The organism is Halobellus inordinatus, assembly GCF_024464655.1.
GTDB lineage: Archaea > Halobacteriota > Halobacteria > Halobacteriales > Haloferacaceae > Haloquadratum > Haloquadratum inordinatus.
On sequence record NZ_JANHAV010000005.1, the window covers coordinates 76,254 to 95,493 of the forward strand.

Genomic DNA, 19,240 nt, shown 5'->3' on the forward strand with positions numbered 1-19,240 from the left:
TTTTGATGCGGCCTCGCGCACACTCGGTATGCCGAAGGAACCCGACACCGGGTACGACCCCACGCTGGGTCGGAAGTTCATTTTCGTGACCGGCGGGGTGATGTCCGGACTGGGCAAAGGTATCACTGCGGCCAGCACCGGCCGTCTGCTCTCGAACGCCGGCTTCGACGTGACGGCGGTCAAGATCGACCCGTACCTCAACGTCGACGCGGGGACGATGAACCCCTACCAGCACGGCGAAGTGTACGTTCTGAAAGACGGCGGCGAGGTCGACCTCGACTTGGGGAACTACGAGCGCTTCCTCGGGGTCGATATGACCTCGGATCACAACATCACGACGGGCAAGACCTACCAGCACGTCATCGAGAAGGAGCGCGCGGGTGATTACCTGGGCAAGACCGTCCAGATCATCCCACATATCACCGACGACATCAAACGGCGCATCCGCGAGGCCGCCGAAGGCACCGACGTCTGCATCGTCGAGGTCGGCGGCACCGTCGGCGACATCGAGGGGATGCCGTATCTCGAAGCGCTGCGGCAGTTCGCCCACGAGGAAGACGACGAGGATATTCTCTTTACCCACGTCACGCTCGTCCCCTACTCGAAGAACGGCGAACAGAAGACAAAGCCCACCCAGCACTCCGTCAAGGAACTCCGCTCGATCGGGCTCCAGCCCGACATCCTCGTCGGTCGCTGTGAGAACGAACTCGACCCCGAGACGAAAGAGAAGATCGCGCTGTTCTGTGACGTTCCGACGGAGGCCGTCTTCTCGAACTCCGACGTCGAGGACGTCTATCACGTCCCGCTGATGGTCGAAGAGGAGGGCCTCGATCAGTACGTGATGGAACGGCTCGACCTCGACTCCGAGGCGCTTTCCCCGGCCGAGCGCGACAACCGCTGGCGCGAACTCGTCACCCGCGAACGGACCGACGAGGTCGACATCGCCCTGGTCGGCAAGTACGACCTCGAGGACGCCTATATGTCCGTCCACGAGGCGCTGAAGCACGCGGGCATCGAGCGCCGGACAGAAGTGAACGTCCTGTGGGTCGACTCCGACGAGATGCTCGATCATCACGAGGATCGGCTCAAAGGGGCCGACGGCGTCGTCGTCCCCGGTGGCTTCGGCTCCCGCGGGACCGAGGGAAAACTGAAAGCAATCGAGTACTGCCGCGAGAACGACGTGCCCTTCCTGGGGCTCTGTCTCGGCTTCCAGATGGCGGTCGTCGAACACGCGCGGAACGTCCTGGGACTCCCAGACGCCCACTCCGCGGAGCTCGACCCCGACACCGAACACCCCGTCATCGACATCCTGCCCGAGCAGTACGAGGTCGACGAGATGGGCGGCACGATGCGGCTCGGCGCACACGACACGCAGATCGAGGCCGGCTCGCTCGCCGCGGACGTCTACGGCGACACGGTCTGTACCGAGCGGCACCGGCACCGCTACGAAGTCAATCCCGAGTACATCGAGCGGCTCGAAGAAGGCGCGCTCGATTTCTCCGGGCGGGCCAACAACCGGATGGAGATCCTCGAACGAACCGATCACCCGTTCTTCCTCGGGACGCAGTTCCACCCCGAGTTCCGGTCGCGACCGGACCGAGCCAGCCCGCCGTTCGTGGGCTTTCTCGACGCGGTCACCGGCGAACTGGACGCGCGCGAACTGACTGACGAAACAGAGGTACAAGCCTAATGGTCGACGTTGATTCATTCATCGACGAAGCGGTCGAAGAGATTTCAGAACAGGTCGGCGACGAAAACGCCATCATCGCGCTTTCGGGGGGCGTCGACTCCTCGGTCGCCGCGGCGCTGACGTACCGTGCTATCGGCGATCAGCTCACGTCTGTCTACGTGGACACCGGGCTGATGCGGAAAGAGGAGACCGAACAGATCCGCGAGACGTTCTCGTATATGGACTCGCTCCGCGTCGTCGAGGCGCAGGACCGATTCCTCGACGCGCTCGCGGGCATCACCGACCCCGAGGAGAAGCGCCACGCCATCGGCGAGCAGTTCATCCGGGAGTTCGAGCGCGAGGCGAAAGACGCCGACGCCGACTACCTCGTTCAGGGGACGATCTACCCCGACCGGATCGAGTCGGAAGGCAACATCAAATCCCACCACAACGTCGGCGGCCTCCCGGACGTCGTCGACTTCGAGGGCATCGTCGAACCCGTCCGCGAACTGTACAAAGACGAGGTTCGCGAGGTCGCTCGCGCGCTCGACTTAGAGGAGATCATCTCCGAGCGGATGCCGTTCCCCGGTCCGGGGCTCGCGATCCGCGTCGTCGGCGAGGTCACCCGCGAGAAGGTGGAGGTCGCCCGCGAGGCGTGTCACATCGTCGAAGAAGAGACCGAAGAGCACGATCCCTGGCAGGCCTTCGCGGCCGTCATCGGCAAGGGGACCGGCGTCAAGGGCGACAACCGCGTCCACGGCTGGATCGTCTCGGTGCGCTCGGTCGAGTCCCGTGACGGAATGACCGCGCGGGCACAGGAACTCCCCTGGGAGACGCTTCAGCGCATCCAATCGCGGATCACCGGCGAGAACGAGAACGTCGCCCGCGTCGTCTACGACGTGACGCACAAACCGCCCGCGACCATCGAGTACGAGTGATGATCCTGGTCGCCGGCCCCGACGTCGACGGACTCGGAGACGCGCTCGAAGCGCTCGGAGCGGAGGTCGTCCGCGTTGAGGGCATCGCGAACCGCGAGTCGCTCTCTGCGGCCGGTCTCGAAGACGCCGACACGCTCGTCCTGACGGATATGGACGACGCGTCGGCCATCCCGGTCGCGAAGGAGGCGAACCCGGACATCAAGGTCGTGACCTACGCCACCGACTCCCTGCCGGAGTTCGCGCGCGGCCAGACCGACCTCGCTATCGATCCCGCGCTCCTGTCGGCCGAGGTCGTCGCCGACGAACTAGTCGAGGGGCTCGTCGGCGAGCAGGCGGAGTAGCGCGGCGTTCCTGCGTCCGCGTCCGACGCGTCGGACGCGGACGATTCCTGAATCAGTTTTCCCTGTCACTCGGCGAGGCCGAGAACGGCCGTCGCTGCGGTCTCGACGTCGCCGACTGCGTCGCCGGGCGCGTAGACGCCGAGCCGCCACTGTGCGCGTTCGGCGGCCCGAAGCGCGCCGACGAGTTCGGAGGCCTCCGAGAGTCGTTGTACGGCCCCGCCGACGACGACGCGCGAGCGGGACTCCGTGAACCGTGGCCGCGGCGGCACGTCCAGCAGGACGTGGTCCCGGTCGACGCCGGCGCGGTCGGCTATCTTGGCGGCCGCCTCGCGGGACGCCTCGTGTCCCATCTCGACGACGTCCGCGGGAACGCGCCCGAGCGGCTCCCAAACGGCCCGCTTGTAGAGGTCGCGGTACTCGATCCGGCGGGCGAGGTCGGGCGTCGTCCCCCGGAGTGCGACCAGCAGGTCGTGGTCGGCCATCCGGCGGAAGGTCTCGACGTCGACATCGCCCCGTGGCCCGGTCGAGTTTGACGCGTCGCCCTCGCTGTCGAGCAGTCGGATCGAGGCGCGTTCGAGCATCGCGCCCGCGATGCGGGAGACGTGGTGTCGGTACACCGTCCCGTTCATCAGCGCGCGGGCGAGCAGCAGCGACTCGGCCGTTTGGACGTTCCCCGCCGCGAGAACGAGCAGTCCGTCGCGGTAGCGAAGTTCTCGGACGAGTCGCCCCACGTCGATCGTGCCGTAGGGGACGCCGGTGTGGTGGGCGTCGCGGACGAGGTAGTCCATCCGGTCGACGTCCAACTCGCCCGACACGAGCTGTCCGAGTTCGCCCTCGCCGCGGACGAGCGCGGCGACACGCGCGGGATCGAGGCCGTGCCCGCAGAGGACCGCCGCCGCGTCAGTATCCTCCAGCAGCCACCCGATTTCGTCGTGATCCGCCCCGGTTCGTCGCCGGATGACGTCCTCCGTCTGGTGGCCGTACGGGCCGTGCCCGACGTCGTGTAGCAACGCGGCCGCGCGGACGTGTCGCGCCCGCGTACCGTCGATGCCGAGGTGGTCGAGCGCGCGGTCGGCGAGGTGATAGACGCCCAGCGAGTGTTCGAGGCGGGTGTGGTTCGCGGAGGGATAGACGAGTCGAACCGTCGAGAGCTGTTTGACGTGGCGGAGGCGCTGCAGCAGTGGCGTATCGAGGAGGTCGCGCGCGACGGGACCGAGCGAGATGTAGTCGTGGACGCTGTCCTTGATCGCGTTCATACCCGACCTGCGCGAGCCGGCTGCAAATAGCCCCCGCCCGGACAGCCCTCGACTGGCCGGTCTCAGTCCGGCGGCGCTCCTCGAATGCCGGGCGCACAGAGACCGCTGCCGGTGAAGGAACGTTCAAACGGTCTGACCACCTTGGCCCGATATGGTCACGTTTCTCGCCGGCGGAACGGGCACACCGAAGCTTCTCGACGGCGCGGAGCCGGTGTTCGATCCTGCGGAGACGACTGTCGTCGCGAACACCGGCGACGACGTCGAGTTCGGGGGGCACCTCGTCTGCCCGGACGTCGACACCGTGCTCTTCCACGGTGGCGGCGTCCTCGACACCGAGACGTGGTGGGGGATCGCCGACGACACGACTGCGACGCACGAGGAACTCCGCCGGCTGGCCGACGCGGCCGGATTCGACGAGGGGCCGCGCTACCTGGACGGCGACGCGCAGACCGCCGGCCGCGACATCGCCCGCTGGCGGCGCTTCTCGGGCGTCGCCGAGTTTATGGAGATCGGCGACCGCGACCGCGCGGTCCATATCACCCGGACTTCGCTGCTCGACGAGGGGCACTCGCTCACCGAGGTCACGGGAACGCTCGCGGACGCCTTCGATCTCGACGTCGAACTGCTGCCGATGAGCGACGACCCGGTCGCGACGATCGTCCACACCGAGGAGGGTCCGATGCACTTCCAGGAGTACTGGGTACACCGGCGCGCGGAGCCTGCGGTGACGGACGTCGAGTTCCGCGGCGCGTCGTCTGCGACGCCAACGCCCGACGTGCGCGAAGCGCTCTCGGAGCCGGTCGTCGTCGGGCCGTCGAACCCCGTGACGAGCCTCGGGCCGATGCTGGCGATGGAGGAATTCGCCGACGCGCTCGATTCGACGCCCGTCGTCGCCGTCTCGCCGTTCGTCGAAGACGAAGTATTCTCGGGGCCCGCCGCGGAGTTGATGGCGGGGGTCGGCCGCGAGCCCTCGACGGCGGGCGTCGCCGCCGCGTATCCCTTCGCCGACGCGTTCGTCCTCGACGAGGCGGACGGAACCGACCTTGACCGGCCGGTCGTGCGGACGGACACGCGGATCGACGGCCCGGGCGACGCCGAGCGCGTCGCTCGCGCCGCAGCGACGGCGCTCGCGGAGGTCGCCTGATGTTCGAACCGCGCGTCGCGCTCGCGAGTCTCAGCGGGGAGGCCGACGCCGCCTGGGCTCGCGCGGGGAGCGACCACGCCGGCGCGGCGTTCCTCGGCGGCGTCGCACTCGACGAGGCGACCCGCGAGGCGGCCCGCAAACTGGTCGCACGCGACCGCGAGGAGTTTCTCCCCGACGACCCGCTCGTATTCGTCGAGGACCAACTCGACACGCTCTCTGAGGTGCCGATCCGTCCGGGTGTAAACGTCAGGAGTGCGACGCTGGAGCCGATCGCAGACGCGGCGCGAATCTGCGCCGAACACGATGCGATCCTCGAAATCAACGCCCACTGCCGACAGACCGAGATGTGCGAGGTCGGCTGCGGGGAGTCACTGCTCCGCGACACCGGTCGCCTGTGTGACTACGTCGATGTCGCGAGCGACGCTGGTGCGGCGGTGAGCGTGAAGGTCCGCACAGAGGTTTCCGGCGTCGACCTCGTCGAGATTGCACAGGAAATCGACGCCGCCGGTGCGAATGCGGTCCACGTCGACGCGATGGACACCGAATCCGTCGTCGCCGACGTCGTCGACGCGGCACCGGACCTGTTCGTCGTCGCCAACAACGAGGTTCGGGACCGCGAGAGCGTCCGCGAGTATCTTCACTACGGCGCCGACGCGGTGAGCATCGGCCGGCCGAGCACCGACGCCCGAGTCCGTCGTCGCGTCCGTCGCGCGGTCGAGGGGTGGTTCGCAGAAACGGGTCGCGGCGAGCAGACGGACGCCGCCCAGAGCAGCGGGACGACCCCCGGATCGCACGAGGAGGTCGACACACAGTGAACGATCATCGCGTCACTGGGGCGGACGGCAGCCGGCGTGGTCCGGCCGAGAACGCCCAGCTCGCGCTGCTGCTCGACGTCGGGTCCGCACCCAAGCCGGGGAACGTCGACCGCGACCACGACCACGACCTCGCGGAGCTCCGGATCGAGCACTTCCTCGCGGGTGCGGTCGGGTCGGGTGCTGGCCTTCGGCGCGCGGCCGCCGGCGCGCCGGTCGGCGTCGCCTTCGAGCGCGCGGTCGCGGGGATGAGCGAGCAGTCCGGCGGCAACACGCAGTTCGGTTGTCTCCTCCTGCTCGCCCCGCTCGTCCGCGGGGCGGCCGAAGGGCAGTCGCTCTCGCCTGAGAAAGTCACGGACGTCGTCGAATCGACGACTGTCGCCGACGCGGCGGACTTCTACCGCGCGTTCGAGCACGTCGACGTCGCGGTCGGCGATCCGCCGGAGGACCTGGCCGATCTGGACGCGCGTCGCGGCGCGGACGCGATCCCGGCGCTGCGCGATCGCGGGCTGACGCTCTACGACGTGATGGCGCAGAGCGAGGGCGACGGCAACGCGAGAGAGTGGACGACGGGATTCGAGCGGACGTTCGCGACCGCCGCGGCGATCCGCGACGACGACGGGCCGATCACCGACCGCATCTCGCGGGCGTTCGTCGACCGACTCGCCCGCGAGGAGGACACGCTCGTGCGGACGAAGCACGGCCCCGAGGTCGCCGCCGACGTGATGCGGCGCGCGGCGGACGCCCGCGGCGATCCCGACGCCGTCGCCGAACTCGACGAGGAATTCGTCGCGGGCGGGATCAATCCGGGCACCACCGCCGACCTGCTCACTGCGGCGACGTTCGTCGCGCTCGAATGGGGGGTCGAGGTGTGAGCGGCGGGAGCAGCGATCGGGACGGTACGGGCACCGCCGCCGACGGCGACGAGTGGCCGGTCGACCTCCGCGGCGTCACTGAATCGGTGGTGACGACGCTCGGTCCGAACGACCGCTGGAACGTCGCCGCGCTCGGACTGCACGCGCCCGACGAGCGCGGCGGCGACGAGGCTCCGGCCCCGGTGACGGCGACGACGTGGGGAAACACCCGGACGCGCCGGAACTTCCACCGGCAGGGCGGCGGCGTGGTGCAGTTCGTCTCTGACCCGCGGACGTTCGTCGAGGCGGCGGTGACGATTCGCGAGGAGGACGACCCCGTGCTCCCGGACGCGCACGCCTGGGTCGACATCGAGGCCAGGCAGGTCGACGCCGGCGAGTCGGGCGCGACGCGCTGGGAGCGGTGGGAACTCACACCCATCGAGTCCGCGGTCGTCGAGACGACGGTCCCAACGATCAACCGCGGCTTCGGGGCCGTGATCGAGGCGACGGTCGCAACGTCCCGACTCGACGTCCCCGCCTACGACACCGACGAACTGCTCGCGCGGCTCCGCTACTTCGCCGAGACGGTCGAGCGCTGCGGGGGACGCCCCGAACGCGAGGCGTTCGCCGCGCTCGACGACGCGACGGGGTGGCGCGAGCGACTCCCCGCAGACGCGGACGTACCGCGATTCGACGGTGAGGGGGGCTGAGCCCTCCGGAGCGTCCTGTGCGCGTGGTGTCCGACGCCGGTTCGCATCGAAGACTCCTTGTTCCCCCTCGCCGACGAGACGAGTATGAGTGCAGATCAGCTCGACGACGCCGCCGCGACCGCCGAGAGCGGCGAGAGCGGCGGGGCCGACCTCCACGAGAACGCTATGCAGGACGTAATCGCCGTCGACAGCGACGACAACCGGACGGGGCTCGTCAACCGACTCGACGCCCACACCGGCGACGGCATCCGTCACCGGGCGTTCACCTGCCTCGTCTTCGACGGCGACGGCCGCATCCTGCTCGGCCAGCGCGCGCCCGGAAAGCGGCTCTGGGACACGCACTGGGACGGCACCGTGGCCTCGCACCCGGTCGAGGGACAGTCCCAGGTCGACGCGACCGCGCAGCGACTCGAAGAGGAACTCGGCATCACGCCGGATCAGTACAGCGACCTCCGCGTGACGGACAAATTCGAGTACAAGCGCTACTACGAGAACGCCGGCCTGGAGTGGGAGGTCTGTTCGGTCCTGAAGGTGACGCTCGACGACACCAGCCTGGACCCCGACGAGGACGAGATCGCGGGCCTGCTGTGGGCTGATTACGAACACCTCCACGACCACCCGCAGTGGTACCGGCAACTGCGCCTGTGTCCGTGGTTCGAGATCGCGATGCGTCGCGACTTCGAGGAGTAGCCGGCACCTGCGGCGGCCGAGACGGAATCCCCTTTTACGCCCGACGCGTTCCTCCGACGATGACCGAGGACCCACCGGAGCCGGAACTGTACGACTCGCTCGACGGACAGGTCGCGCTCGTCACCGGGGCCAACCGCGGCCTCGGCCGTCAGATCGCCGCGAACCTCCACGATCTCGGCGCGACGGTCTTCGCCGCGACGCGCTCTGTCACCCACGACGTCCCCGACGAGTGGGAGCACCTCCTCGTCGACGTCACCCAGGAGGGCGAAATCTCCGACGCGGCCGACGAGATCTTCCAGTCGGCGGGTCGGCTGGACATCGTCGTCAACAACGCCGGCGTCGCGGAGTTCGATTCCGACATCGTCTCCGAGTCGGTGAAGACGATCGATCGCACGCTGGCAACGAACCTCCGCGGCCCGATGCTCGTATGCAAGCATATGGTGCCGCTGCTGTTGCAGACCGACGGCGGTCGCGTCGTCAACCTCTCTTCGGGGATGGGCGCGCTCGGCGAGGGACAGTCCGGCGGCTCGCCCGCCTACCGCGTCTCGAAGACGGGGCTCAACGGCCTCACCGCCTACCTCCACGGCGAGTACGCCGACCAAGGACTGCTCGCGAACTCGGTCTGTCCGGGCTGGGTGCAGACCGAGATGGGCGGCGAGGACGCCGACCGCTCGATCGAGAAGGGCGCAGAGACCCCGACGTGGCTCTCTCGCTTCCGGCCGGAGTCGCCGGCCGGCCTGTTCTGGCGCGACCGCGAAGTCATCGACTGGTAGGGACCGGACGAGTTGGCGTCGCCCCGCGACGCGATGGGGACAGTTCTTTGATGCCGGCCCGCGTCGGATCGGATATGTCGAAGGAACCCGGCGCCCGGGAGATTCCGGGCGCGCTCGCGGACTACGCGGCGGGCGTCGCCGATGTGATCGCCCGCGGACTCGTCGTCGCCGCCGCGCCGATCCTCCTGCTCGCGCTGCTCGCGCTGGCGGTCGTCGGTGGCGGGGTCGCACTCGTCGTCCTCGCGGTTCTCGCCCCCGCCATCGCCGCTGCGGTCGCACTCGAAGTTCCCTCACGAGTCCGCGAACGGTTCGCGTAACGCCGGCCGGGATACGCGCCGTTCGCCCGCGAGGTGAGTCGGCGAAAAATCGGAGGGTTAAACCTCCGGGAAACAATATCGGAGACTGCGCGAGGGTGGCCGAGTCTGGAAAAGGCGGCGGACTCAAGATCCGCTCTCGTAGGAGTCCGTGGGTTCAAATCCCTCCCCTCGCACTCGAATCCGTGAGCCTCGGCGAACGGTTCGATCACCACGGAAGGGTTTGAATCAGGGAGCAGCTTCGTTGCGACCGTGGTTCAAATCCCTCCCCCCCGTATTTCGGCAGAAGTTCAGAGCGACAGCGTTTCTCGGGCGGTCACGACGCCGTCTCGTTCAGATAGTAGAACTGCGGTCTCTCGGAGTTCCGAACAGTCGTGATCGTCTCGCCATCGAGTCGAACGGCGAGCGTCTCGTAGTCAGGCGGGAGCGCGACGGACGAACTCATCGTCGTCTGGGGGACGCAGTCGGGGTCGGTGGGCTTACTTGGTGTCTCCGGGCGCGCCGTGAACGCGAGCACCCAGCGGCCGTCTGCGGTCTCGCTCAGATTCGCTCGGATTTCGAGGTCGGGGTCGTCGTGCGTGAAAGTGTAGTTCTGGAACACGACGCTCCGGTACTCGGATGTCGCTGTCTGACCGACCCACGCCCGCGGCGCGTCGGCGTCGGCACAGCCAGTCGCTGTCGTGGTCGTCATCGACGGAACGGCGACCGACGACTGCGGAAGTGCCGTGACGTACACGGCACTGCCCGCGATCAGCAGGCCCACGACGAGGCCAGCGAGAAAGACCGATACTCGTTTCGCCATACAGTTAGTTGAATATCTGACACCGTAGTCTTTCCGAGCCGCCAGCAGTCTCGGCGTTCTGGCGGCGAGTCACTGCCCGAAACGGGCGATCCGATCGGCGTACGCGGGATGTGTCGAGAACAGTTGCAGGAGCCACGACCCCTCAGGCTGGTCGACATCGGTCGTCGCTCCGAGCGCCGTCAGGAGAGAGGCGACCGCGTGTGCCGACGTGTGCTGTACGGCGGCCGCGTCGGCGCGGTACTCCAGCCACCGCATCGCGCCGTAGGCGGCGACGCGCTCGACGGCGATCGTGACGAGGAGACTGAGCGTCGAGAGCGGAACGAGCGCGTCGAACAGCGTCGTCGTGACCGCTGCGCCGACGGCGAGGACCACGACGCTGACGCCGCCGCGGACGAGCACGTGACGCTCGCGGTGGTGGCACGCCTCGTGTGCGAGCAGTGCGGCCAACTGCGCGGGCGGAAGCGTCGCCAGCGCGAACTCGCTGACGCCGACGACGTCCCGAAACGGACCGCCGATCGCGTAGCCGTTCACGGGGCCGTTCCGAGTTCCCGTGACGGCAAGCACCTCACAGTCCAGGGCCGGAATGGCCGTCTGTACCGTCTCGGCCTCCGCCGGTGTGAGCGGACGGACGTCGTAGTGGAAGACCGCGAGGACCGGCGAGAGCGCGACAGTCACCGCGAGCAAGCCCACGACGCCCCAGACCCACACCCGGAACGGAGCGGTGAAAACGAGCACGACGGCCGCCACCGACGTCGCCGCTGGAACGGCATTTGCGAGCGCCCGTCGGCTGATCGCGCGCGGCGACGGGAGGTGGCCGCGGGTCGGGTACCGGGGCATCGTGCCGAACTCCAGGTACGCCGAATCCAGAATCCGCTGATAGAGGACGACCACGACAATCGCGACAGCGAGGGGAGTGGCGAGGTGACGCATCCAGGGACCTCAGTTCGAGGGCGGCGCTGTGACTGTTAGCCGCCGAATCCCTCGTGGGCGGTACGCAGAGTGCGACGAGATCCGTATTAGTTAGCCGCGACCTTTCGCGAGAAGCGCGCGATTATCGGATCGAAATCGAATCCTAGCGACCGAAGCGACGACGGCACTTCACTCCAGCAGCGACTCGCCAGTCATCGCCGCCGGTTTCTCGATGGCCATCAGTTCGAGCATCGTGGGTGCGATGTCGCAGAGCGACCCGCCGCTCCGGACCCGCCGCCCGCCGTCGTCGCCGTCGGGCGAGATGTAGATGAACGGCACCGGGTTCGTCGTGTGTGCGGTGTGGGGTTCCTCGGGCGTCCCCATATCGTCGGCGTTACCGTGGTCGGCGGTGATGAGCGCGTGCCCACCCGCTTCCTCGATTGCGGCGACGAGACGGCCGAGCTGTTCGTCGACGGCTTCGACGGCCTCGACGGCCGCCTCGAAGTCGCCCGTGTGGCCGACCATATCGGGGTTCGCGTAGTTGAGCACCATCGCGTCCGGGTCCGCCGAGTCGATGAGATCGATCGCCGTATCCGTCACCTCGGCGGCGCTCATCTCCGGCTGGAGGTCGTACGTGGGCACGTCGGGGCTCTCGACGATGCGGCGGATCTCGCCGTCGAACTCGACCTCGCGGCCGCCGTTCAGGAAGTACGTGACGTGGGCGTACTTCTCCGATTCGGCGAGGCGGAGTTGCGTCTTCCCGGCCGCCGCGAGGGTCTGGCCGAGCGTGTCTGTCGGCTCCTCGGGTGGGAACGCGACCGGGAGGTCGAACGTCTCGTCGTACTCGGTCATCGTGACGACTCGCGTCTCCGGCGGGTGGGTCTCGAAGGGCCACTCGGGATCGATGTCGGCGAGGAGGCGAACGAGCTGGCGGGCGCGGTCCGGCCGGAAGTTGAAGAACAAGACGGCGTCGCCGTCTTCGAGCGCGGGGCCGCCCTCGACAAGCGTCGGTTCGACGAACTCGTCGGTGTCGCCGCGGTCGTAGGACCCGCGGACCGCCTCGACGCCCGTGGTCGCCTCGTGGTCAGCCTCGCGGTGGACGATGGCGTCGTAGGCGCGTTTGGTCCGCTCCCAGTTCTGGTCGCGATCCATCGCGTAGTACCGCCCAGAGACGGTGGCGACGTCGCCGGTGCCGTTGTCGTCGACGACCGCTTCGAGCGTCGCGAGGTAGTCCTCGCCGCCGTAGGGGTCGGTGTCGCGCCCGTCGGTGAACGCGTGGGTGACGGCGTCGACGCCGCGGTCGGCGGCGAGTTCGATCAGCGCGTGGAGGTGGCCCTGCTCGGAGTGGACGCCGCCGTCGCTGAGCAGTCCCATAAAGTGCACGCGGCCGCCCGTCTCTGCGACGTGGTCGAAAGCCGAGACGATTGCCCTGTTCGTCCGAAACGAGCCGTCGGCGATGGCGTCCTCGATGCGCGTGTACGCCTGCTTGACGACCCGGCCGGCGCCGATATTGAGGTGTCCGACCTCGCTGTTGCCCATCTGCCCTTCGGGGAGGCCGACGCGCCGCCCGGACACGTCGAGCGTTCCGTACGCGCCGGCGTCGGCGAACCGGTCGAAGTTCGGCGTCGATGCCGCTTTCACCGCGTCCCGCCGGTCGTGATCCCCGAGGCCCCAGCCGTCGAGGATGACGAGCGCTGCCTGCATACGCGGGGTGAGGCGAGGCCACGGTGAATAGGCTTCGTTTCGCCGCGCCGTTGAGATGACTGGGGCACCACAGCGTGCGCACGGACGCGACACCTTCTTTCGGTTCCCCCCCGTCGGTGGACTCGATGGCTGGTCGGCACGAGGAATCCGGAGCGAAACGCGACTGGCGGGCGCGGCTTCGCCGCCCGTTCCCCGAGCGCTGGGTGGCGTACTATCTCGGCAACGGCGCGAGCCTCGGGTGGCTCCTCGTCGTCGACGGGGCCGCGTTCCTCCTGGGCGTCAGTTTCTACGTCCACTCGGACCCCTCGCTCGCAGACCTCAGTTCGCTCCTGTACCCGCTGTTCGGCGACTCACCGACGGCGCTCGCGCTCGCGACGCTCTCGGTCGCGACGCTGCTTCCCAACCTCGGACGCCGGCTCTCGGAGGCGCCGTCGAACCGACTGTTGACGGTCGTGCACACGCTCGCGTTCGTCTGGCTCGTGAAGTACGGGCTCTGGACGGCCGTCGCGCTCAACCTCCGGCCGGATCTCTACTTCGGCTTCACCCCCGCCCTGCTGTGGGAGTACTGGGGCATCCTCATCACGCACCTGTTCTTCCTCTTGCAGGCGGCGGTGATCCCGTACTACGGTAAGACCTCTCGGGAGGCGCTGGCGGCGGCGCTCGTCTTGCTCCTCGTCAACGACGTCTTCGACTACGGGTTCGGCTTCTACCCGCCGCTGCGATACGATGCGGGCTCTCTCTTGGCGGGGATCACCGTCGCGCTCTCGTTTCTCGTCGTCGGGTACGCCGCCTGGACGTTCGACCGCAACGACTCGCGCTGACCGGGAAAAAGCGGGCGAGCGTCCACCGTACCCGAAAATGCGTCAGCGTCTTACGTCTCCGAGATTTACCTTCGGTTATGGACTCTGCGGTACTCCTAGATCTCCTCGGGAACGAGAACCGGCGGCGCATCCTCCGGCTCCTCTCGCATAAACCCTGTTACGTCACCGAGATCAGCGAGTACCTGGGGGTCAGCCCGAAGGCCGTCATCGACCATCTGCGACGGCTCGAAGAGGCCGGCCTCGTCGAAAGCCGCACCGACGACCAGCGGCGGAAGTACTTCCACATCGCGCGGAACCTCCGATTGGAGGTGAGCGTCTCGCCGTATCGTTTCGGCGCGAAGAGCGCCTATCCGGCCAGCCGGAGTCTCGATATGCGTGGCCGCTGTCAACACATCTCACTCGACATCCCCGGCGAGCAGACGGGCTGTGAACCGAGCGAGGAACGCGAGCGCGACGGCGACGACGACCGGGAGCAGGCAGCCAATGGGCCGATCGAGAGCGGTGCAGACGCGCCGCGGGACCTCGACGAAATCCGGCGGCGCGGCAGCGACGCAGGCGGTGTCGACAGCGACGACGACGTCGCCTCGCTCGCACGCCAGTACGCGTATCTCGAAGACGTCGAGAGCGAACTCTCGCTGGCGCAGCGGTGGGTGCACGGGCGCGTGACCGACGTCCTCGATCAGTTGACAGAGCAGATCGGCGCGGAGGCCGACAGCCGATTCTACGCCGAAGTGCTTGCCGCCATCGCCCGCGAGACGCGGAGCGCCCGCGAGGTCGCCCGCGAACTCAACGCCAGCCCCGAGCGGGTCGAGACCGCACTCGATCGGCTCTCCGAGCGCGGACTCGTCTACCACGACGGGACGGGCTGGACCGTCAACTGATACCGAGACCGCGTCGCACTCACTGCTTCGTGAACCCTGCCGACCCACTCGCTTTTTTCGCTCGGGGCCGAGAGCACGGATATGGACGAAGCAGAACTCGCCGCCCGCATCGATCACACGGTCCTGGGGCCGACGACGACGGTCGACGACGTCGAGCGCGTGCTCGACGAGGCCAGCGAACACGGAATGAACGCGTGCATCCCGCCGTGCTACGTCGCTGAAGCGGTCGCGTACGCGCCGGACGTCACGCTCGCGACCGTCGTCGGCTTCCCGCACGGACAGCACTCGACGGCCGCAAAACACGGCGAGGCCGTCGACGCCTGGCAGACCGGCGCGGACGAACTGGATATGGTGCTCAACGTCGGACGGTTGAAAGCGGGCGACGACGAGCGCGTCGCGGCGGACATCGCCGAGGTCGTCGCCGCCGTTCCGATCCCGGTGAAGGTCATCCTGGAGACGGCGCTCTTGACCGACGACGAGAAACGCCGCGCCTGCGAGGCGGCAGTCGAGGCCGGTGCCGACTTCGTCAAGACCTCGACGGGGTTCGCCGACGGCGGGGCCACCGTCGCAGATGTCGGACTGATGGCGGAGTACCTGCCGGTCAAAGCAAGCGGCAGCATCGGCTCCTACGAAGACGCGATGGCGATGCTCGACGCCGGTGCGGAACGGATCGGCGCGTCCTCGGGGGTCACGATCCTCGACGGCGCGCCCGAGGCGGTGGAGGAGTCCTAGAAACGCCTCTCATAGTGGTCGGAACTGTGCAGAGTTTCTCGCCATACCGTTCGGCGAGGATCTCTCGGACTTCCGACAATCCGTATCAGTCGTCGCGCATCTCGCCGAGTCGGTCGACGAGCGCGTCCGTGTCGACGTCGGACTCGACGTTGACGTCGCCGTCGTGGTCGTGCTCGTGGACGTTGACCGCTTCGCTGTCGTCGTCCTCGTCGGTCGTCTGCTCCTGCTGCTCGGATTCGTCGTAGCTTCCGAAGCCCATACCCTAACATCCCGCCCGCCGGTGAAGAACCACACGAAGCAAAGAGCGCGCGTGAGACGCTCTCACTCAAGGTCCCACCGGATGCCGAACGTCGTCCAATCGCCGCACCAAAACGTTTTGACACCGCTTTGTGTTGGTCGACGTAGATGATGATCGGTCGGTGGAAGCAGACAGCGAGTGGGGCGAGCATCGCGTTTCTCGGAATCCTCTTCGCGTCCGTGACGCTCTTCGACGTCTACGAGGACTACGCGCTGCAGGCCGACCCGCTCTATCTCACCCTTCTGGAGAACGCCGCACCGATCGGACTGGACCTGATTCTCGTCGCCGCGGGGGTGACTCTTGCGAGACGGACAGACGTGCAGACGGCGTTCGTCGCGCGGACCACGACGTGGAGTTTCCTGGGCACGCTCGTGATGCTCGTGATCACGCTGTGGGTGTATCTCTTCCAAGTCATCCAAGGCCAGATCAAACCGCAAATCATCTTCAGCCACGTCGTCGCGATGGGCGCAGTCGCTGGTCTCGGTGTCGGCGTCTACGACGGCCAGCGCCGCCGACGCGAGGAAGAACTCGAAGTCGAACACGACAAGATCTCGGCGCTCTTCGACAATAGCTCGGAATGCATCGCCGAAGTCGAGTTCGTCGACGACACTCCCGTCGTCCGCGCGATCAATCCGGCGTTCCAAGAGGTGTTCGGGTACACGCCCGGATCGATCGAAGGGGAGTCGCTCGACGACGTCGTCGTCCCGCCGGGAGACGAGCAGCGAGCCAGCGCGATCAGCGCACGAGCGCAACGCGGCGAGCGGTTCGAGATCGAGGAGCTGTTCCGGCTGACGGCATCGGGTGAAGTCCGCGTCTTCCGCCTCCAGGCCATTCCGTTCGAGGCGGCCTCCGCGGACACTGACGGGTACGCCGTGTACACCGACATCACTTCCGAGCACCGCCACGAACGGCGTACGACCGCGCTCCACGAGGCGACGCGTGAACTGGTGACAGCCGGCTCCGTCGAGGGGATCGCAGACGCTGCCGTCGACGCCGCGACCGAGATTTTGGACCTCGATTTCACCGGGATCCACCTCTACGACGAGGACTACGGGGAACTGCGTCCGGTCGCATACTCTCAACAGGTGGCCGAGGTCCTCGGCACTCCCCCGACGTTCGGCCCGGGCGATGCGATCGCCTGGAACGTGTTCGAGAGCGGCACACCGCGATACGTCAGAGATCTCGCGGCGTCGGAGGAGGCGTACAACGAGGACTCGACGCTTCGGAGCGAACTCATCGTCCCGCTCGACGACCTGGGCGTGCTGTTGATCGCTGCGCGGCAGCCCGGTGCGTTCGAGGAGTCGGAGTACTCGCTGGCGAAGATCCTCGGGGCCAACGTCGCCGCCGCGATGGAGCGTGCAGAGCGGGAATGCCGGCTCGAAGAGCAGAACGAACGGCTGGAGACGTTCACGAGCATCGTCTCACACGACCTCCGTAATCCGCTGAACGTCGCCGACGGCTATCTCGAACTGGCGCGCGAGGGCGACGAGGCCGCGTTCGACCGCGTCGACGACGCGCTCCGGCGGATGGACGAACTGATCGAGGACCTGCTCACGCTCGCGCGGCAGGGCGAAGCCATCGACGAGGTGCGTGAAGTCGACCTGACCCAGGTCGCGCGGCGGGCGTGGACCAACTCAGCCACGGCGGACGCGACGCTCCACGTCGACGGCGCAGACGCGATCGAAGCCGATCCCGGCCGACTGCAGCAGCTGTTCGAGAACCTCTTCACGAACGCCGTCGATCACGGCGGCGACGACGTCGCCATCCGTGTTGCGTCGATAGACGGCGGCTTCACCGTCGAAGACGATGGACCAGGGATCCCCCAGGCAGAGCGTCACCGGGTACTCACCGAGGGGTACACTACCGAAGACGACGGCACAGGATTTGGGCTCGCAATCGTCGAGGAGATCGCCGACGCGCACGGATGGACGGTAACGATCGACGAAAGCGACTCCGGCGGCGCGAAATTCGAGTTTTCCACCGGCTGCTCATCCGCCTGAGCCCGAGTCGATGGCCGCGTGCTGATGGGACCGACCTGTACGCACCGCGGATCCGTGGATTCGTTCCGTCGGAGGGTCTCCAGCGACCGGGACGACGACTGCGCGCCGTCGACGCCCAATTCCGTCGAAATCGCCTTCGTCAATCGTCTAAAAGCCGATTCGAAAATATGGAGTTATCCCGCTGGAGTGCAGTCACCGAGGTAGACTCACCCACAGGACAGTACTATGTCTGGAAAATACGATCTCGTAATCGTCGGCGGCGGCATCAGCGGGGCATCGCTTCTCTACACGACTGCAAAGTTCACCGACATCGACTCGATCGCGCTGATCGAGAAGGAACCGGAGATCGCGGCGATCAACTCCCATCACACGAACAACTCCCAGACGCTGCACTTCGGCGACATCGAGACGAACTACACCTTAGAGAAGGCCGAAGGCGTCAAGACGGGCGCAGAACTGCTCGCGGGCTACCTGGAGAATCACGATCCCGACCGCGAGATGCACGCAAAGCGCAGCAAGATGGTCCTCGGGGTCGGCGACGAGGAAGTCGAAAAGCTCGAACAGCGCTACCACGAGGACGGCTTCGGCGACCTGTACCCGAAGCTGCAGCCGATCGGTCGCGACGAGATCGCAGAGATCGAACCGAAGGTCGTCGAAGGGCGCGACCCCGGCGTGGATATGCTCGCGCTGCAGACGCCCGACGGCTACGTCGTCGACTACGGCGAGACCGCGAAGTCCTTCGTCGAACTCGCCCGCGAGGAGTCGAACGTGGACGTGTTCACGGGCACGAAAGTCGAAGACGTCACGAAGAACACCGAGGGCTACACGCTCACGACGCCGCAGGGACCGTTCGACTGCGACGTCGCGGTCGTCGCCGCCGGCTCGCACAGCCTCCAGATCGCGAAGGAACTCGGCTACGGCGAGGATATGGCGCTCCTGCCGGTCGCCGGGAGCTTCTTCCTCGCAGACGACAGCCTCCTGAACGGCAAGGTCTACACGCTGCAGATGAAGAAACTGCCGTTCGCGGCGGTTCACGGCGACGCGGACGTACACGACGACAGCATCACGCGCTTCGGGCCGACTGCGAAGCTCGTGCCCGCGCTCGAACGCGGCCGGCTCTCGACCGTCAGTGACTTCCTCGACGTGTTCGGGCTGAACGCCGCGTCGTTCCTCAGCTACGCCAACATCCTCGCCGACCGGATCCTGCTCCCGTACGTCCTCACGAACCTGCTGTACGACGTGCCGGAGGTCGGCGCGCGGTCGTTCCTCCCCGAGGTCCAGAAGGTCGTCCCGAGCGTCGAACTCGACGACATCGAGCGCGCGAAGGGCTACGGCGGCGTCCGCCCGCAGATCGTCGACACGAGCGCGAAATCGCTGGACATGGGCGAGGCGAAGATCGTCGGCGACGACATCGTCTTCAACATCACACCCTCGCCTGGCGCGTCGACCAGTCTGAAGAACGCGATGCGCGACACGAAGACGATCCTCGACTTCTTCGAGGCGGACTACGAGTTCGACGAGGACGCCTTCCGCGCGGACACGATCGAGAACTTCCCGCGCGGGGAGTGAGGCGCGCGTCGACGCCGATCTAA

The 19,240-nt window shown here is 67.4% G+C and carries 20 protein-coding genes and 1 tRNA gene; 16 read left to right on the forward strand and 5 right to left on the reverse strand.

All coding sequences use genetic code 11. The annotated features are described in order from the left end of the window. Positions 1–28 precede the first annotated feature (28 nt). Genes pyrG through NO347_RS10645 form a run of 3 tightly spaced genes read left to right on the forward strand, consistent with a single transcriptional unit; the run spans position 29 to position 2,948 of the window. Positions 29–1,690: a CTP synthase gene (pyrG, locus tag NO347_RS10635; RefSeq protein ID WP_256289577.1), complete on the forward strand. Its 1,662-nt coding sequence runs from the start codon at positions 29–31 to the stop codon at positions 1,688–1,690. Beyond that, on the forward strand, positions 1,690–2,607 hold the full coding sequence (guaA, locus tag NO347_RS10640) for a glutamine-hydrolyzing GMP synthase (protein WP_121569288.1): 918 nt from the start codon (positions 1,690–1,692) through the stop codon (positions 2,605–2,607). Before pyrG ends, guaA begins: the two co-directional genes overlap by 1 nt. Then, the gene (locus NO347_RS10645) at positions 2,607–2,948 is read left to right on the forward strand and encodes a DUF7126 family protein (protein ID WP_256289578.1); all 342 of its coding nucleotides are present in this window, start codon (positions 2,607–2,609) and stop codon (positions 2,946–2,948) included. Before guaA ends, NO347_RS10645 begins: the two co-directional genes overlap by 1 nt. A 65-nt stretch (positions 2,949–3,013) precedes the next feature. Here NO347_RS10645 and NO347_RS10650 read toward each other — a convergent pair whose 3' ends face one another. Beyond that, positions 3,014–4,204: an HD domain-containing protein gene (locus NO347_RS10650; protein ID WP_256289579.1), complete on the reverse strand. Its 1,191-nt coding sequence runs from the start codon at positions 4,202–4,204 to the stop codon at positions 3,014–3,016. A 151-nt stretch (positions 4,205–4,355) separates the two neighbouring features. On the opposite strand from NO347_RS10650, the gene cofD reads away from it, so the two are divergent. From cofD to NO347_RS10690, 8 genes are all read left to right on the forward strand, one after another. Continuing rightward, positions 4,356–5,348, forward strand: a complete 993-nt coding sequence (gene cofD / locus NO347_RS10655) for a 2-phospho-L-lactate transferase (RefSeq protein ID WP_256289580.1) — start codon at positions 4,356–4,358, stop codon at positions 5,346–5,348. Beyond that, entirely contained in the window at positions 5,348–6,163 is an 816-nt protein-coding gene (locus NO347_RS10660; RefSeq protein ID WP_256289581.1) for a tRNA-dihydrouridine synthase, read from the forward strand. Before cofD ends, NO347_RS10660 begins: the two co-directional genes overlap by 1 nt. Further along, positions 6,160–7,035, forward strand: a complete 876-nt coding sequence (locus NO347_RS10665) for a triphosphoribosyl-dephospho-CoA synthase (protein WP_256289582.1) — start codon at positions 6,160–6,162, stop codon at positions 7,033–7,035. The genes NO347_RS10660 and NO347_RS10665 overlap by 4 nt, the downstream gene beginning before the upstream one ends. Next, positions 7,017–7,724 carry a DUF447 domain-containing protein gene (locus tag NO347_RS10670; RefSeq protein ID WP_256289583.1) on the forward strand — a complete coding sequence of 236 codons (708 nt, stop codon included), beginning with the start codon at positions 7,017–7,019 and terminating at the stop codon, positions 7,722–7,724. Before NO347_RS10665 ends, NO347_RS10670 begins: the two co-directional genes overlap by 19 nt. A gap of 165 nt (positions 7,725–7,889) precedes the next feature. Further along, the gene (locus NO347_RS10675; protein WP_256289735.1) at positions 7,890–8,414 is read left to right on the forward strand and encodes an NUDIX hydrolase; all 525 of its coding nucleotides are present in this window, start codon (positions 7,890–7,892) and stop codon (positions 8,412–8,414) included. 59 nt (positions 8,415–8,473) lie between these two features. Continuing rightward, positions 8,474–9,187: an SDR family NAD(P)-dependent oxidoreductase gene (locus NO347_RS10680; RefSeq protein ID WP_256289584.1), complete on the forward strand. Its 714-nt coding sequence runs from the start codon at positions 8,474–8,476 to the stop codon at positions 9,185–9,187. Positions 9,188–9,261: 74 nt separating this feature from the next. Next, the gene (locus NO347_RS10685; protein WP_256289585.1) at positions 9,262–9,504 is read left to right on the forward strand and encodes a hypothetical protein; all 243 of its coding nucleotides are present in this window, start codon (positions 9,262–9,264) and stop codon (positions 9,502–9,504) included. 89 nt (positions 9,505–9,593) lie between these two features. After that, a tRNA-Leu gene (locus NO347_RS10690) sits at positions 9,594–9,677 on the forward strand. A 140-nt stretch (positions 9,678–9,817) separates the two neighbouring features. Here the strand turns inward: NO347_RS10690 and NO347_RS10695 are convergent. From NO347_RS10695 to gpmI, 3 genes are all read right to left on the reverse strand, one after another. Beyond that, positions 9,818–10,303 (reverse strand): hypothetical protein, encoded by a 486-nt coding sequence (locus tag NO347_RS10695; protein ID WP_256289586.1) that lies wholly within the window; start codon positions 10,301–10,303, stop codon positions 9,818–9,820. Positions 10,304–10,372: 69 nt separating this feature from the next. Next, a complete protein-coding gene (locus tag NO347_RS10700) occupies positions 10,373–11,233 on the reverse strand; it encodes a M48 family metalloprotease (protein ID WP_256289587.1) in 861 nt (286 codons plus the stop codon). 168 nt (positions 11,234–11,401) lie between these two features. Further along, positions 11,402–12,916 carry a 2,3-bisphosphoglycerate-independent phosphoglycerate mutase gene (gene gpmI / locus NO347_RS10705; protein WP_256289588.1) on the reverse strand — a complete coding sequence of 505 codons (1,515 nt, stop codon included), beginning with the start codon at positions 12,914–12,916 and terminating at the stop codon, positions 11,402–11,404. Positions 12,917–13,041: 125 nt separating this feature from the next. On the opposite strand from gpmI, the gene NO347_RS10710 reads away from it, so the two are divergent. From NO347_RS10710 to deoC, 3 genes are all read left to right on the forward strand, one after another. Then, positions 13,042–13,737, forward strand: coding sequence for a DUF1405 domain-containing protein (locus NO347_RS10710; protein ID WP_256289589.1), 696 nt, complete (start codon positions 13,042–13,044; stop codon positions 13,735–13,737). Positions 13,738–13,814: 77 nt separating this feature from the next. After that, positions 13,815–14,618: an ArsR/SmtB family transcription factor gene (locus tag NO347_RS10715; RefSeq protein WP_256289590.1), complete on the forward strand. Its 804-nt coding sequence runs from the start codon at positions 13,815–13,817 to the stop codon at positions 14,616–14,618. Positions 14,619–14,699: 81 nt separating this feature from the next. Then, positions 14,700–15,350, forward strand: coding sequence for a deoxyribose-phosphate aldolase (gene deoC / locus NO347_RS10720; RefSeq protein ID WP_256289591.1), 651 nt, complete (start codon positions 14,700–14,702; stop codon positions 15,348–15,350). Between the two features lie 85 nt (positions 15,351–15,435). Here deoC and NO347_RS10725 read toward each other — a convergent pair whose 3' ends face one another. Further along, complete coding sequence (locus tag NO347_RS10725) at positions 15,436–15,609, reverse strand: DUF5786 family protein (RefSeq protein WP_121569301.1); 174 nt, start codon at positions 15,607–15,609, stop codon at positions 15,436–15,438. Between the two features lie 146 nt (positions 15,610–15,755). On the opposite strand from NO347_RS10725, the gene NO347_RS10730 reads away from it, so the two are divergent. Further along, on the forward strand, positions 15,756–17,648 hold the full coding sequence (locus NO347_RS10730) for an ATP-binding protein (RefSeq protein ID WP_256289592.1): 1,893 nt from the start codon (positions 15,756–15,758) through the stop codon (positions 17,646–17,648). A gap of 225 nt (positions 17,649–17,873) precedes the next feature. Further along, positions 17,874–19,217 carry an FAD-dependent oxidoreductase gene (locus NO347_RS10735; protein WP_256289593.1) on the forward strand — a complete coding sequence of 448 codons (1,344 nt, stop codon included), beginning with the start codon at positions 17,874–17,876 and terminating at the stop codon, positions 19,215–19,217. Positions 19,218–19,240: the final 23 nt, after the last annotated feature.

Excerpts from the sequence above, each read along its gene's own strand:
- pyrG (WP_256289577.1), top strand. The coding sequence starts at position 29 with ATGCCGAAGGAACCCGACACCGGGTACGACCCCACGCTGGGTCGGAAG.
- guaA (WP_121569288.1), top strand. The coding sequence starts at position 1,690 with ATGGTCGACGTTGATTCATTCATCGACGAAGCGGTCGAAGAGATTTCA.
- NO347_RS10645 (WP_256289578.1), top strand. The coding sequence starts at position 2,607 with ATGATCCTGGTCGCCGGCCCCGACGTCGACGGACTCGGAGACGCGCTC.
- NO347_RS10650 (WP_256289579.1), bottom strand. The coding sequence starts at position 4,204 with ATGAACGCGATCAAGGACAGCGTCCACGACTACATCTCGCTCGGTCCC.
- cofD (WP_256289580.1), top strand. The coding sequence starts at position 4,356 with ATGGTCACGTTTCTCGCCGGCGGAACGGGCACACCGAAGCTTCTCGAC.
- NO347_RS10660 (WP_256289581.1), top strand. The coding sequence starts at position 5,348 with ATGTTCGAACCGCGCGTCGCGCTCGCGAGTCTCAGCGGGGAGGCCGAC.
- NO347_RS10670 (WP_256289583.1), top strand. The coding sequence starts at position 7,017 with ATGGGGGGTCGAGGTGTGAGCGGCGGGAGCAGCGATCGGGACGGTACG.
- NO347_RS10675 (WP_256289735.1), top strand. The coding sequence starts at position 7,890 with ATGCAGGACGTAATCGCCGTCGACAGCGACGACAACCGGACGGGGCTC.
- NO347_RS10680 (WP_256289584.1), top strand. The coding sequence starts at position 8,474 with ATGACCGAGGACCCACCGGAGCCGGAACTGTACGACTCGCTCGACGGA.
- NO347_RS10685 (WP_256289585.1), top strand. The coding sequence starts at position 9,262 with ATGTCGAAGGAACCCGGCGCCCGGGAGATTCCGGGCGCGCTCGCGGAC.
- NO347_RS10695 (WP_256289586.1), bottom strand. The coding sequence starts at position 10,303 with ATGGCGAAACGAGTATCGGTCTTTCTCGCTGGCCTCGTCGTGGGCCTG.
- NO347_RS10700 (WP_256289587.1), bottom strand. The coding sequence starts at position 11,233 with ATGCGTCACCTCGCCACTCCCCTCGCTGTCGCGATTGTCGTGGTCGTC.
- gpmI (WP_256289588.1), bottom strand. The coding sequence starts at position 12,916 with ATGCAGGCAGCGCTCGTCATCCTCGACGGCTGGGGCCTCGGGGATCAC.
- NO347_RS10710 (WP_256289589.1), top strand. The coding sequence starts at position 13,042 with ATGGCTGGTCGGCACGAGGAATCCGGAGCGAAACGCGACTGGCGGGCG.
- NO347_RS10715 (WP_256289590.1), top strand. The coding sequence starts at position 13,815 with ATGGACTCTGCGGTACTCCTAGATCTCCTCGGGAACGAGAACCGGCGG.
- deoC (WP_256289591.1), top strand. The coding sequence starts at position 14,700 with ATGGACGAAGCAGAACTCGCCGCCCGCATCGATCACACGGTCCTGGGG.
- NO347_RS10725 (WP_121569301.1), bottom strand. The coding sequence starts at position 15,609 with ATGGGCTTCGGAAGCTACGACGAATCCGAGCAGCAGGAGCAGACGACC.
- NO347_RS10730 (WP_256289592.1), top strand. The coding sequence starts at position 15,756 with ATGATGATCGGTCGGTGGAAGCAGACAGCGAGTGGGGCGAGCATCGCG.
- NO347_RS10735 (WP_256289593.1), top strand. The coding sequence starts at position 17,874 with ATGTCTGGAAAATACGATCTCGTAATCGTCGGCGGCGGCATCAGCGGG.